The sequence below is a fragment of the Massilia sp. LXY-6 genome (genome assembly GCF_051233485.1).
In the GTDB taxonomy this organism is placed as follows: domain Bacteria; phylum Pseudomonadota; class Gammaproteobacteria; order Burkholderiales; family Burkholderiaceae_D; genus Telluria.
In genome coordinates, this window is record NZ_JBKFGF010000010.1 from 25648 (window position 1) to 38260 (window position 12613).

Consider the following 12613-nt stretch of genomic DNA (forward strand, 5'->3'; position numbering starts at 1 on the left):
TCCTTAAGCTGCGGCGGGGGCCGGGGTTTCGGTGGCGGTGACGCCGAAGCGCACGCCGATCGCGCACAGGCTTGACACCAGCACCGCGCCGCCGAGGATCAAGAGGGTCTGGCGCACGTCGCCGGTACCTTTCATGAGGAAGCCGGCCAGCACCGCGCCGACGTTGCCGCCGGCGCCGACGATGCCGGCCACGCCGCCCAGCGCCTTGCGGTTCACGAAGGGCACCAGCGCATAGGTGGCGCCGCAGGCCATGTGGGTGCACAGGCCGAAGGACAGCATCGCGACGATCGCCGATGCCACGCCGGCGGTCTGCGAGAACCACAGCAGGCCCAGGCCCTCGCCCACCATCAGGATGAACAGCAGGCTGACGCGGCTGTTCAGGTCGCCGCGCGCGGCCGCCTTGTCGGACAGCCAGCCGCCCAGGGCGCGGGCGAACAGGGCCAGCAGGCCGAAGCTGCCGGCCGCCATCCCCGCTTCCTTCAGCGACAGCTTGAAATGGTCGACGTAATAGACGGCGGCGACGTTGTGGATGAAGAGTTCGATACCGAAGCAGGCGCCGTAGGTGACAAACAATAACCAGGCCCGGTAGTTGCGGCAGGCTTCCGTGAAGCTGGCCCAGCCACCCTTGCCGCCGGCTTCGAAGGGAATGCCGGCCGCGCGCAGCTCGGCGTAATTCCCTTCCGGGCAGTCCTGGGTGAACTTCCAGTAGACCACGGCCATGATGAGCATCGCCACGCCCGGCACCAGCAGGGCCACGCGCCAGCCCATGACCTCGCTGACGCCCGCCATGATCACGGCACCCATCAGCAGGGGCATGGTGGCCTGCGCCATGCCGCCGCCGCTGTTGCCCCAGCCGGCCGAGGCCGCGTTGGCGGTGCCGACCACGCGCGGGCCGAACATCACCGAGGTGTGGTACTGGGTGATCACGAAGCTGGCGCCGACCGCGCCGATCCCGAGACGGAACAGCAGGAAGCTCTCGTAGCTCTGGGCCATGGCCACGCCCAGCACGGGAATGGCGCCGATGGCGAGCAGGCCGGTGTAGGTCTTGCGCGGGCCGAAGCGGTCGCACAGCGGGCCGACCAGCAGGCGCACGAGGATGGTGATGGCGACCGCCGCGATGTTGATGTCCGCGATCTGCGCGATCGACAGGTGGAATTCGCCTTTGATGACCGGCATCAGCGGCGCGCAGGCGAACCAGGCGAAGAAGCAGACGAAGAAGGCCACCCAGCTCAGGTGGAAGGCACGCATCTGCGGCGTGTTGAAGGAGAACAGTTTGATGTTAGTTGCTTTGCCGGCCATGATCGCTCCCCGAAGGCTCATCTAAAACGAAACGGCGCCCGCTGCCTGGCCGAACGCATGGGATGGTTCGGGTGCAGCGGACGCCGTTGTCCTGTGTGCCGGTCCGCCATTGGACCGGCTGGTGTTCATGGGATCGCCGTTGATCCTTGCAGGGAGTGTTTGCAAGAGCCGTGCCAGCAGCCCTTCCCCCTGGCGCGCCGGGAAGCGCTCAGGGACTGCGCTTCATTGCGGTGCACCATGCCCGATAATGAGGCACGGGTATGCACCGATCATGGAGAGATATAAGCGAGGGGAGCGCTGCCGTTCCAAAGCCTGCCGTCCATCAGCACGGACGAGCGCAGCAGGCCGGCGGGCGCCGCCACGTCCGCCAGCGCGGCGGCTTCGCGGTACAGGCCGGCCCGGTTGACCCGCGCGGCGACGGCCAGGTAGTCCGGGTCCTCGCGCAGCAGGCCCCAGCGGCGGTGCTGGGTCATGAACCACATGCCGTCGGACAGCCAGGGAAAGTTCGCCTCGCCGCCTGCGTGGAAGTGCAGCGGGTCGGGGTCGCGCCAGCGCCGTCCCAGGCCGTCCTCGTAATGGCCATGCAGGCGCGCGGCGATCAGGTCGCGGCCGGCATTCACGTAGGCCGGGCTGGCCAGGACCTCGGCCGCGGCATCGCGGTGGATGGGCGAGGCGTCGATCCAGCGCGCCGCTTCCAGCAGCGCCGCCACCAGCGCGCGGCAGGCATGCGGATGGGCGTCGGCGAAGGCGGCGGTGGCGCCCAGCGCCTTGCCGGGATGATCGGGCCAGACGTCCTGGCTGGTGGCGACCGTGAAGCCGGCGCCGTCCAGCACCGCCCGCGCGCTCCAGGGCTCGCCGGCGCAAAAGCCGTCGATGTGCCCGGCCGCCAGGCTGGCCGCCATCTGGCCCGGCGGGACGGTCGCCGCCTGGATGTCGCGCAGCGGATCGATGCCGCTTGCCGCCAGCCAGTAATACAGGAACATCGCGTGGTTCCCGGTGGGGAAGGTGTGGGCAAACGTGAACCTGCGCCGGCTTTTTCGGATGTGCGCCGCCAGCGACGGCCCGTCCAGCACACCCTGCTCCGCCAGCGCGCGCGACAGGGTGATGGCCTGGCCGTTGCGCGACAAGTTCATCAGCACCGCCATCGGCACGGCGCGCGAACCGATGCCCAGCTCGACGCCATACACGAGGCCGTACAGCACATGCGCCGCGTCAAGGCTGCCGTTGATCAGGCGGTCGCGCATGCCGGACCAGGAATGCTCGCGGCTGAGTTCGAGCTTGATGCCGTATTTGTCGTCCAGCCCGAGCACGCAGGCCATCACCAGCGGCGCGCAATCGGTCAGCGGCATGAAGCCGGCCCGGATGACGGATTTTTCGCTCATAAAAGATCTTCCACATCGAGAATCCGCTGCGCCACTTCGCCCAGCTTCATGTTCTTGTTCATCGCCATGCTGCGCAGCTTCTGGTAAGCCTGCTCTTCCGTCAGGCCGCTCCGGGCCATCAGCACGCCCTTGGCGCGGTCGACCAGCTTGCGGTCGGCCAGCTGGCGGCGCGTGTCCGAGAGTTCGTCCAGCAGCCTGCGCTCGCGCTTGAAACGGGCCATCGCCACGTCCAGCACCGGCTTGACGCGCTCGGCCTGCAGCCCGGCCACGATATAGGCCGAGACGCCGGCGCCGAGCGCCGCATCCATGCTGGACGGGTCCTGGTCGTCGGTGAACAGCACGATCGGGCGCGGCTCGTCGCGGGTGGCGATCACGATGTGCTCGAGCACGTCGCGGGCGTCGGATTCGCTGTCGATGATGATCATGTCCGGTTGGATCTGGGCGATTCGCTCGGGCAGGAAGATATCGGCCGGCAGCGAGGCGACGATGTCGTAGCCCGATTCCAGCAGTCCGATCCGCAGCGCCGTGTTGCGCCGCGCCTGGGCCGCGGCGGCCTGTTCGCCGGCGCACGACGCAGTGTTGACCACGACGATACGCAGGGTGCGCTGGACGGGAGATGGCGATTTCATGCTTTGGAAATATGCAAGTTCCGGGCCAGATAGATATTTCCGATACGCATAACCGAAGTAAGGACGAGTCGCAGTTAAGCGTCAACAAATATTCACGAAACTAATGGAAAACATCACCAAGTAAAAGTTCCCTTATGTCTTAAGTCTCCTTATACTGCACCGCAACAACAGAGATTTATCGGAGAACTTCATGAGCACCGCAACGATCACCCAGGCGCAGGACAAGGGTCTGCGCCACCAATTTGCAGACAGCTTCGGCAAGATCCGCGACTTCGCGATCGGCCTCTACGCAGCACATGGCGGCTGGATCGCGCACCAGGGCGAGACCAAGCGCGTCCAGACCGGCCGCGCCCAGCTGCTGTCGCTGGCCGCCGCCGCCGAATCCCATAGCCCGGCCCTGGCGGCCGAACTGCGCAATTTCGCTTCCAAGTAACATGGACACCATCATGACCCCAGTCGAATACGTCACCGTCGCCATCTCGGCCCTGGCCATCGTCACCCGTATCGCGTTCTTCATCCTTAACCCGTCCGTGACTACCCCGATCGAGCTGTGGATCGGCGATCATCCGAACTGAAGAAACTGAAGAATCTCGGCCAAGCCTTCATTAGTCCTTGCTCTTCTCCACGCGCCCGGCATTGGCCGGGCGTTGTCGTTTACGGGCTCCGTACGTACGCAGGCGCGCGACGCCGCCTGGCGAATCCACCCAGCATGTTTATCGGCTGAGCTAGAATGCTTTTTTGCAATTTCTCTCAGACCAACGATGCGCCCTTCTGCTTCCACTTCCGCTATCGCCGCCCTGGCTGCCCTGCTGGCCCTGCCCGTTGCCGCCTCGACGCCCGTGACCCTCGACCAGGCCATGGCCCATCCCGACTGGATCGGCAATCCCGTGGAAACCGCGTGGTGGAGCTGGGACGGCAAGCAGGTCCTGTACAAGCAGAAGCGCGTGGGCTCGCCGCTGCGCGACATCTACCAGACCGGCGCCCAGGCCGGCCTGAACAAGGCACGCAAGGTCGACGACGCGGAACTGGCCAGGCTGGACGGCGCGCTGGTGGTCTACAACCCCGAACGCACCCGCGCCGCCTTCGTGCGCAACGGCGACCTGTTCGAGCGCGACCTCAGGAACGGCGAGCTGGTGCAGATCTCGCGCACCAGCGGCGTGGCCATCAATGCCGTGCAGTATTCCGCCGACGGCCGCAGCGTGCAGTTTCGCATCGGCGACGACTGGGCCGGCTGGGACCGCGCCAGCCGCCTGGTCGCGCCGATCGCCGTGGCGCGCGCGGCGAAGGAGCCGGGCGCCCAGGACCCGGACGCGCTGGGCGACATGCAGCTGCGCCTGATCGCCACCCTCAAGCGCCAGAAGGACGAGCGCGACGCCAACCGCGCGCGCGCCGAGGAAGAGCGCCGCGCCGATCCGACCCGCGCCCCGGCCCCGATCTACCTGGGCGACAAGTTGTCGATCGTGGCCACCCACCTGTCGCCGGACGGCCGCTGGCTGCTGGTCGTGACCGGCCCGAAGGACGGCGGCGACAAGGGCCGCGTCGGCAAGATGCCGCGCTACGTGACCGAGTCCGGCTACGAGGAGACCTCGGACGAGCGCACCCGGGTCGGCCGCAACAGCCCGCGTCCGAACGGCCTGAAGCTGGTCAACCTGCTCACGCGCGAGGTGAAGGGCCTGTCCTTCGACGTCCTGCCCGGCGTGAACGCCGACCCGCTGGCGGCGATGCGCGCCGAGCGCAAGCTCGATCCGCTCAAGGGCAACCGCGCCGTCAGGATCGGCTTCGACGGCGAGAACGTGGTCTGGAGCGGCAACGGCGCGAACGTCGCCGTGATGCTGCGCTCGGTCGACAACAAGGACCGCTGGATCGCCACCGTCGATTTGCCGCGCGCCGCGCTCAAGCCGGTGCACCGCCTGAGCGACCAGGCCTGGATCAATTTCGACAACAGCGAATTCGGCTGGCTGCCGGACAACGCCACCCTGTGGTACCTGTCGGAGGAAAGCGGCTACTCGCACCTGTACACGCTGGACGCTTCCGGCCGCACCCGCGCCCTCACCCAGGGCAACTGGGAAGCCACGGACGTGGCCTGGTCGCGCGACGGCGACACCGCCTGGCTGCTATGCAACCGCAAGAACCCCGGCACCTATGAGGTGTGCTCGGTATCGGCCAAGGATGGCGCAACGCGCGAAGTCAGCAGCCTGGATGGCGGCGTGGAGGACTTCCGCCTGTCGCCGGACCAGCGCAAGCTGCTGGTGCATTACTCCGGCCCCTACCTGCCGCCGCAGATTGCCACCCTGCCGTCGAGCGGCGGCGAAGCGGCCAGGCTGACCGACACCCGCAGCGCCGAATTCAAGGCGCACGACTGGATCCAGCCGCAGTTCGTGGCCGTCCCCTCCACCCATGGCGCCGATCCGATCTGGTCCAAGCTGTACCGCCCTGCCCAGCTCGAGCCGGGCAAGAAGTACCCGGTAGTGATGTTCGTGCACGGCGCCGGCTACCTGCAGAACGTCTCGCGCCGCTACACGCCCTACTTCCGCGAGCAGATGTTCCACAACCTGCTGGTACAGAAGGGCTACGTGGTGCTGGACATGGACTACCGCGCCTCGAAAGGCTACGGCGCCAAGTGGCGCAACGCGATCTACCGCCAGATGGGCCACCCGGAGCTGGAGGACTACCTGGACGGCGTCAACTGGATGGTCGCCAAGCAGCAGGGCGACGCCGGCAACGTCGGCATCTACGGCGGCAGCTACGGCGGCTTCATGACCCTGATGGGCCTCCTGCGCGCGCCGGAGGTGTTCAAGTCGGGCGCCGCGCTGCGCCCGGTCACCGACTGGACCACCTACAACCACGAGTACACGGCGAATATCCTGAACACCCCGGACCTGGACCCGGAAGCCTACAAGGCCTCGTCGCCGATCGACTATGCGCAGAACCTGCAGGGCAACCTGCTGATCGCGCACGGCATGGTCGACGACAACGTGTTCTTCCAGGACTCGGTGCGCATGGCCCAGCGCCTGATCGAACTGAAGAAGGACCACTGGGAACTGGCGCCGTATCCGATGGAACGCCATTCCTTCGTCCAGCCCGAAAGCTGGTATGACGAGTACCGCCGCATCTACCAGCTGTTCGAGCGCACGCTCAAGCAGCCTCCCGTGGCGCAGTAAGTCTGCGGTAAGCGGTATCATCGGGGCGCCTTCGGGCGCCCTTTTCACATCCAGCCTTCGATACCGCCATGCCTATGAAACGACTGTCGCCGTCCCTTGTTTGCCTTGTCTTGCCGGCCGCCGCCGCGCTGGCCCAGAGCCTGCCCGAGAGCGAGCAGCTCGATGCCGACAGGGTGCTGCAGTCGCGCTACGGCGGCGCCATGGAGGCTCCCGCCGGCCCGGCCGCGAAGGCTGCATCGCCTGCCCCGGCTTCGGTGCCCGAAGCGGCGCCTGCGCCACGCCAGGCCGCGCCGGACTGGGGCGACGGCATCACGGGCGTGACGATCGAGGCCGCGGACGCCGACGGCAAGGCCGCGCTTCCGCTCACCTTCGGCCAGGTGTTCGCGCCGGGCGACCTGAAACGCGCGGACGCGCTGCTCGGGCGCCTGCCCGATGGCCGCACGGTGCCGCTGCAAGTGGACGTCAAGGCCACCCATGCGGACGGCTCGGTGCGCCATGCCGTCATCAGTGCGCTGCTGCCGCTCGCCGCCAAGGCCGGGCCGCAGGCCCTGGCGCTGGTCAAAACCAGGGACAAGGGCGGCGCCGCGAAATCCGGCGCGCCGGCATCCGCGCAGGCACTGCTCGACGCCGGCTTCACGGCCACCGCCAGCGCCACTATCGGCGGCCAGGCCTGGACCGCCTCCGCCGACAAGCTGCTGCGGCAGAAGCCGCAGGTCTGGCTGGACGGCCCGCTGGTGACGGAGTGGCTGGTCTCGGCCCCGCTCAGGAACGACAAGGGGGCCGAGCATCCGCGCCTGAGTGCGCGCTTCGCCGTACGCTGGTACCGCACGCTGGGCAAGGCGCGCGTCGACGTCACGCTGGAAAACGCCTGGGCCTTCCAGGAAGCGCCGCGCGACGAGACCTACGATGCGCGTATCCTGGTCGGCGGCAAGGAGGCGTATGCGAAACCCGGCCTGGTCCACTTCAACCAGGCGCGCTGGCGCAAGACCCTCTGGTGGGGCGACGTGCCGGCGCTGCATGTCCGCCACGACACCGGCTACCTGATCGCGTCGCGCGCGCTGCCGAACTACGACCGCTCGGTGCGCGTCTCCGACCGCGCGCTGGCCGACCTGAAGGCCGGGTGGAGCGGGCCGAAGACCGAACCGATGGGCATCGGCATGGCGATGGCCGCCATGCCGACCACCGGCGGGCGCGACGACATCGGCCTGCTGCCGGGCTGGGCCACGCTTTACCTGCTCAGCATGGACGGGCGGGCGAAGGAAGCCACGCTCGGCACCGCCGAGCTGGCCGGCAGCTGGTCGATGCATTACCGCGACCGGCGCACCGGCAAGCCGGTCAGCCTGGTCGACTATCCCTACATGACGATCCTCGGCCACCCCGGCGACACCCTCAATCCCAGGACCGGCAAGTCGGAGGCCTTCCCGCCCTGCCCCAAGGACGCCTGCAAGACGCCCTACGTCCACGACGTCCCGCACCAGCCGGCCTTCGCCTACCTGCCCTACCTGGTGACCGGCGATGCCTACTATCTGGAAGAGCTGGAGTTCTGGGCGATGTACGACGTGTTCAACTCGAATCCCGGCTACCGCGAGAACATCAAGGGCCTGCTCAAGCCGGATCAGGTGCGCGGCCAGGCCTGGGGCCTGCGCACGCTGGGCGAGGCGGCCTACATCGTGCCCGACGGCGATCCGCTGAAGGCGGACTTCCAGCGCATCCTGAAGAGTAACCTGGACTGGTACAACGCCGAGTACACCGACAACCGCAACGCCAACAAACTGGGCTTCATCGCCAACGGCTATGCGCTGGTCTACAACAAGGGCAGCGGGCTGGCGCCGTGGCAGGACGACTTCTTCACCTCCGCCGTCGGCCACGTCGCCGACCTCGGCTTCGACGGCGCGAAGCGCCTGCTGGCCTGGAAGGCGAAGTTCCCGATCCTGCGCATGACGGCGCCGGGCGCCTGCTGGGTCGGCGCCTCGGTCTACGAAATGACGGTACGCGACAGCGCCGGCGCGCCGTTCTACGAGACCATGGGGCAAGCGTACAAGGCCAGCCAGCCGGCCGCGGTCGCGTCGCAGGAGTGCGGCGGCGCCGCGATGGCGCAGGCGCTGAAAGTGAAGCCGGGCGAGATGCCGGGCTACTCGACCAGCCCCACCGGCTTCCCGTCGAACATGCAGCCGGCGCTGGCGTATGCGGCCGACGCCGGCGGCAAGGCCGGTCGCGAGGCCTGGCAGCGCTTCATGGCGCGCAGCGTCAAGCCGGATTACGGAAGCGCGCCGCAGTTCGCGATCGTGCCGCGCGAGCCGCACAAATAGCCGAGCTCAATCGGCGCTCAGTCGGTCCTGGCGCCGGACTCGAACCAGGCCGCGACCTGGGCGCGCTCGGCGTCCGTCATGTTGGTCATGTTCGCCAGCGGCATGGCCCTCAGCTGCACCGCCTGCTGGTAGATGCGCTGGGCGTTCTGCGAGATGCCGTGCGGGTCATCCAGCATCACGCCGGCCGGCGCGGTGGCGAAACCGGGCTGCGTGGGATGCGCCGCGTGGCAGGCGACGCAGCGCTGCCGGATGATGCCCTGGACCTGCGCGAACTGCGCGCCCGCGCCGGCGCCGGCCTTGGCACTGGCGGCGGCAGCCGGCGGTTTCGGCGCGATCGCCACGGCGACCGCCAGCAGCAGCAGTACGCCCACGGCCGGGTACTTCCATTCGACGCGGCCCTTGTGGCGCAGGTTGAAGAAGTGGCGGATGAAGACGCCGGCCAGCATGATCGCGGCCAGCACCGCCCAGGCGTGCTCGTGGCGGTAGGTCATGGCGAAGTGGTTGCTGATCATGATGAACAGCACCGGCAGCGTGAAGTAGTTGTTGTGCACGCTGCGCTGCTTGCCGCGCAGGCCGTAGATGGGGTCGGGCGGCAAGCCGGCGATCATCGCGTCGACCATCTTGCGCTGGCCGGGAATGATCACCATCGCCACGTTGGCGACCATGATGGTGCCGATCATCGCGCCGACGTGGATATAGGCCGCGCGCCCGCTCAGCCAGTGGGTCAGCACCCAGGCCGCTCCTGCCAGGAAGGCAAAGATCACGGCGCCGAAGGCCAGGCCGTGCTTGCCCAGCTTCGAGCGGCACAGCAGGTCGTAGACGATCCAGCCCACCACCAGGCTGCCCAGGCCGAGGCCGACCGCCTGCCAGGCCGACAGGTCGGCCACCGTGCGGTCGACCATCATGGCCTGGGCATTGAAGTAGTAAACGATGGTCAGCAGCGCAAAGCCCGACAGCCACGTCGAATACGCCTCCCACTTGAACCAGTGCAGGTCCTTCGGCAGCTCGGCGGGGGCGACCAGGTATTTTTGCGGGTTGTAGAAGCCGCCGCCGTGCACGGCCCACAGCTCGCCGGCCACGCCCTTCTTCGCCAGTTCGCCGCCCGGCGCCGGCGGCCGCAAGGAATTGTCGAGCCAGACGAAATAGAAGGAGGCGCCGATCCAGGCGATGCCGGTGATGACGTGCAGCCAGCGCACCAGCATATTCATCCATTCGAGGCCATACGGAAGCAGGTAGTCCATAACATCCTTTGCACACGCGATTACACAAGGTAAACAAGAAGATAAGCCAGTTTCCATTTATTCAACATGGAAAATACCGTATATTCGACATAAGCACACGCGTATATGAAAACTTTTCCATGAGCAGCCTCCCCCAGCACCTCGACCTGCACCTGATCCGCATCCTCTACCTGCTGCTGGTCGAAAAGAACGTCTCGCGGGTGGCGCTCAAGCTGAACCAGCCCCAGCCTTCGATCTCGGCCTCGCTGCGCAAGCTGCGCGAACTGACCGGCGACCCGCTGCTGGTACGTGGCGCGCGCGGCATGGTGCCGACCCAGCATGGCGAAAGCCTGCTCGAACCCGCCAAGCGCATCCTCGACGAGACCGAGAACCTGTTCGTCAGGAAGACGCCCTTCGTGCCCGAGCAGGCCGCGCGCACCTTCCACATCGCCGCGCCCGACTACCTGGACACGCAATTCCTGCCGAGCGTCGTCGCAGGCATCCGCCGCGGCGCGCCGAACAGCAAGCTGTCGATCCACCACCTGGGCCCGGGCACGGACTACCTGCGCATGCTGTCGGACGGCGAGATCGACCTGGTGATCGCCAACTGGGACGAGCCGCCCGCGCACCTGCACATCTCCAAGCTGTTCGAAGACCCGATCATCTGCACCATGCGTGCCGACAGCGCCTACGCGCGCCGCACGGCCAGCGAGGCGATGTCGCTCGAGGACTACCTCAGCCTGCCGCACGTGGCGCCGTCGCCGACGCTGCCCGGCTACCACGGCGTGATCGATTCCTTCCTGGAGCGCGCGGGCCTGCAGCGCAAGGTGGCGGTCGAGTCTCCCTACTTCGGCCTGATCCCGTACATGCTGACCCAGACCGACCTGGTGCTGACCACCGGCCGCCAATTCATCCGCTTCTACGAAAAAACCCTGCCGCTGAAGAGCTTCACGGTGCCGATCAAGTTCCCGCCGATGCGTTTCTACCAACTGTGGCACCAGCGGGTGCACCAGTCGCCCGAGCACAAGTGGTTGCGCGACCAGGTGACGGCGGCGGCGAAGGCGCTGGTCACGCCCTGAACGCGGCGCCGGCCGTTCAGTTTTGGCGCACGGATGCACCATTCCGGTGCCGCCGCTCAAAAACAGGGCAATTTTTCGCGGCCGCGCATCAAGCGTGCATAGGCGCCCCAAATTGGAACGCTTATTGCTATCAAGAAGTGCTCAAGCAATTTTTTTTGCACTTTTTGGGAACACACGCATGGATGCCTACAAAACCGGGGCCGACGCGCTCTTCATCCTGCTCGGCGGGATCATGATCCTGGCGATGCACGCCGGCTTTGCCTTTCTCGAACTGGGAACGGTACGCCGGAAGAACCAGGTCAACGCCCTGGTCAAGATCCTGATCGACTTCGCCGTCTCGACCATCGCCTATTTCTTCGTCGGCTATGCGGTCGCCTACGGCGTGAATTTCTTCGGCGCCACCTCCACGCTGGTGGCGAAGAACGGCTACGAACTCGTGAAGTTCTTCTTCCTGCTGACCTTCGCGGCGGCGATCCCGGCGATCATCTCGGGCGGCATCGCCGAGCGCGCCAAGTTCCATCCGCAGATGGCGGCCACCGCCGTGCTGGTCGGCCTGGTCTATCCGTTCTTCGAAGGGATCGCCTGGAACAACCGCTTCGGCTTCCAGGACTGGCTGAACCTTACCTTCGGCGCGCCCTTCCACGACTTCGCCGGCTCGGTGGTGGTGCATGCGGTGGGCGGCTGGGCCGCGCTGCCGGCGGTGCTGCTGCTGGGCGCGCGCCGCGGCCGCTACACGAAGGATGGGCGCATTTCCGCCCATCCGCCGTCGAACATCCCCTTCCTGGCATTGGGCGCCTGGATCCTGACCGTGGGCTGGTTCGGCTTCAACGTGATGAGCGCGCAGACGCTCGACAAGATGAACGGCCTGGTGGCGGTCAACTCGCTGATGGCGCTGACGGGCGGCACCCTGGTCGCCTTCATCATGGGCCGCAACGACCCCGGCTTCGTCTACAACGGCCCGCTGGCCGGCCTGGTGGCGGTGTGTGCCGGCTCCGACCTGATGCATCCGCTCGGCGCCCTGGTGACCGGCGCGGTGGCCGGCGCGATCTTCGTGTCGCTGTTCACGCTGGCGCAGAACCGCTGGAAGATCGACGACGTGCTGGGCGTGTGGCCGCTGCACGGCCTGTGCGGGGCCTGGGGCGGGATCGCGGCCGGCATCTTCGGCAGCCGCGCGCTGGGCGGCCTGGGCGGGGTCTCGCTGGCCTCGCAGCTGCTCGGCACCCTGCTCGGCATCGTCGTCTCGGGGCTGGGCAGCTGGATCATCTACGGCCTGCTGAAGAAGACGGTCGGCCTGCGCCTGGACGCCGAGCAGGAATACGACGGCGCCGACCTGTCGATCCACCGCATCAGCGCCACGCCGGAGCGCGAGACCACTTTCCAGTGAAGGAGCGCCTGACAAACCCACGTGGCGGCGTTGCATCGTCTCGCCGTACTAGACATCATGTATTGACCTGCCGAACCTCAAACAACGCGGATTAAGCTTGAGGTTCCGGAGAACCCCCAGGCTCAGAGCCGAAATTGAGGAGGCAGGTCA

10 protein-coding genes are annotated in these 12613 nt (G+C 67.1%); 6 read left to right on the plus strand and 4 right to left on the minus strand.

Annotation, left to right across the window (positions count from 1 at the left end; translation table 11 throughout):
- Positions 1 to 3 precede the first annotated feature (3 nt).
- The 3 genes from ACI48D_RS05810 to ACI48D_RS05820 form a co-directional block, all read right to left on the minus strand.
- Entirely contained in the window at positions 4 to 1299 is a 1296-nt protein-coding gene (locus tag ACI48D_RS05810) for an MFS transporter (protein ID WP_435570271.1), read from the minus strand.
- A 269-nt stretch (positions 1300 to 1568) separates the two neighbouring features.
- The gene (locus ACI48D_RS05815) at positions 1569 to 2681 is read right to left on the minus strand and encodes a CmpA/NrtA family ABC transporter substrate-binding protein (RefSeq protein ID WP_435570272.1); all 1113 of its coding nucleotides are present in this window, start codon (positions 2679 to 2681) and stop codon (positions 1569 to 1571) included.
- Positions 2678 to 3310 (minus strand): ANTAR domain-containing response regulator, encoded by a 633-nt coding sequence (locus ACI48D_RS05820; RefSeq protein ID WP_435570274.1) that lies wholly within the window; start codon positions 3308 to 3310, stop codon positions 2678 to 2680. Before ACI48D_RS05820 ends, ACI48D_RS05815 begins: the two co-directional genes overlap by 4 nt.
- 190 nt (positions 3311 to 3500) lie before the next feature.
- Here ACI48D_RS05820 and ACI48D_RS05825 point away from each other — a divergent pair, with 190 nt between their 5' ends.
- From ACI48D_RS05825 to ACI48D_RS05840, 4 genes are all read left to right on the plus strand, one after another.
- Positions 3501 to 3743, plus strand: a complete 243-nt coding sequence (locus tag ACI48D_RS05825; RefSeq protein WP_435570276.1) for a hypothetical protein — start codon at positions 3501 to 3503, stop codon at positions 3741 to 3743.
- 13 nt (positions 3744 to 3756) lie between these two features.
- Positions 3757 to 3885: a hypothetical protein gene (locus ACI48D_RS05830; RefSeq protein ID WP_435570277.1), complete on the plus strand. Its 129-nt coding sequence runs from the start codon at positions 3757 to 3759 to the stop codon at positions 3883 to 3885.
- 186 nt (positions 3886 to 4071) lie between these two features.
- Complete coding sequence (locus tag ACI48D_RS05835; RefSeq protein ID WP_435570278.1) at positions 4072 to 6471, plus strand: prolyl oligopeptidase family serine peptidase; 2400 nt, start codon at positions 4072 to 4074, stop codon at positions 6469 to 6471.
- Between the two features lie 68 nt (positions 6472 to 6539).
- Positions 6540 to 8780 carry a hypothetical protein gene (locus tag ACI48D_RS05840; protein WP_435570279.1) on the plus strand — a complete coding sequence of 747 codons (2241 nt, stop codon included), beginning with the start codon at positions 6540 to 6542 and terminating at the stop codon, positions 8778 to 8780.
- Positions 8781 to 8797: 17 nt separating this feature from the next.
- Here ACI48D_RS05840 and ACI48D_RS05845 read toward each other — a convergent pair whose 3' ends face one another.
- Complete coding sequence (locus tag ACI48D_RS05845; protein WP_435570280.1) at positions 8798 to 10021, minus strand: urate hydroxylase PuuD; 1224 nt, start codon at positions 10019 to 10021, stop codon at positions 8798 to 8800.
- Positions 10022 to 10140: 119 nt separating this feature from the next.
- Between ACI48D_RS05845 and ACI48D_RS05850 the strand changes: the two genes are divergently transcribed.
- Positions 10141 to 11079, plus strand: a complete 939-nt coding sequence (locus ACI48D_RS05850; RefSeq protein WP_435570281.1) for a LysR substrate-binding domain-containing protein — start codon at positions 10141 to 10143, stop codon at positions 11077 to 11079.
- A gap of 178 nt (positions 11080 to 11257) precedes the next feature.
- A complete protein-coding gene (locus ACI48D_RS05855) occupies positions 11258 to 12463 on the plus strand; it encodes an ammonium transporter (protein ID WP_435570282.1) in 1206 nt (401 codons plus the stop codon).
- Positions 12464 to 12613 lie beyond the last annotated feature (150 nt).

What these genes read in the sequence shown, in the direction of transcription:
- ACI48D_RS05835 (WP_435570278.1), top strand. Translation starts at nt 4,072, where the DNA reads ATGCGCCCTTCTGCTTCCACTTCCGCTATCGCCGCCCTGGCTGCCCTG.
- ACI48D_RS05830 (WP_435570277.1), top strand. Translation starts at nt 3,757, where the DNA reads ATGACCCCAGTCGAATACGTCACCGTCGCCATCTCGGCCCTGGCCATC.
- ACI48D_RS05850 (WP_435570281.1), top strand. Translation starts at nt 10,141, where the DNA reads ATGAGCAGCCTCCCCCAGCACCTCGACCTGCACCTGATCCGCATCCTC.
- ACI48D_RS05810 (WP_435570271.1), bottom strand. Translation starts at nt 1,299, where the DNA reads ATGGCCGGCAAAGCAACTAACATCAAACTGTTCTCCTTCAACACGCCG.
- ACI48D_RS05845 (WP_435570280.1), bottom strand. Translation starts at nt 10,021, where the DNA reads ATGGACTACCTGCTTCCGTATGGCCTCGAATGGATGAATATGCTGGTG.
- ACI48D_RS05855 (WP_435570282.1), top strand. Translation starts at nt 11,258, where the DNA reads ATGGATGCCTACAAAACCGGGGCCGACGCGCTCTTCATCCTGCTCGGC.
- ACI48D_RS05820 (WP_435570274.1), bottom strand. Translation starts at nt 3,310, where the DNA reads ATGAAATCGCCATCTCCCGTCCAGCGCACCCTGCGTATCGTCGTGGTC.
- ACI48D_RS05815 (WP_435570272.1), bottom strand. Translation starts at nt 2,681, where the DNA reads ATGAGCGAAAAATCCGTCATCCGGGCCGGCTTCATGCCGCTGACCGAT.
- ACI48D_RS05840 (WP_435570279.1), top strand. Translation starts at nt 6,540, where the DNA reads ATGCCTATGAAACGACTGTCGCCGTCCCTTGTTTGCCTTGTCTTGCCG.
- ACI48D_RS05825 (WP_435570276.1), top strand. Translation starts at nt 3,501, where the DNA reads ATGAGCACCGCAACGATCACCCAGGCGCAGGACAAGGGTCTGCGCCAC.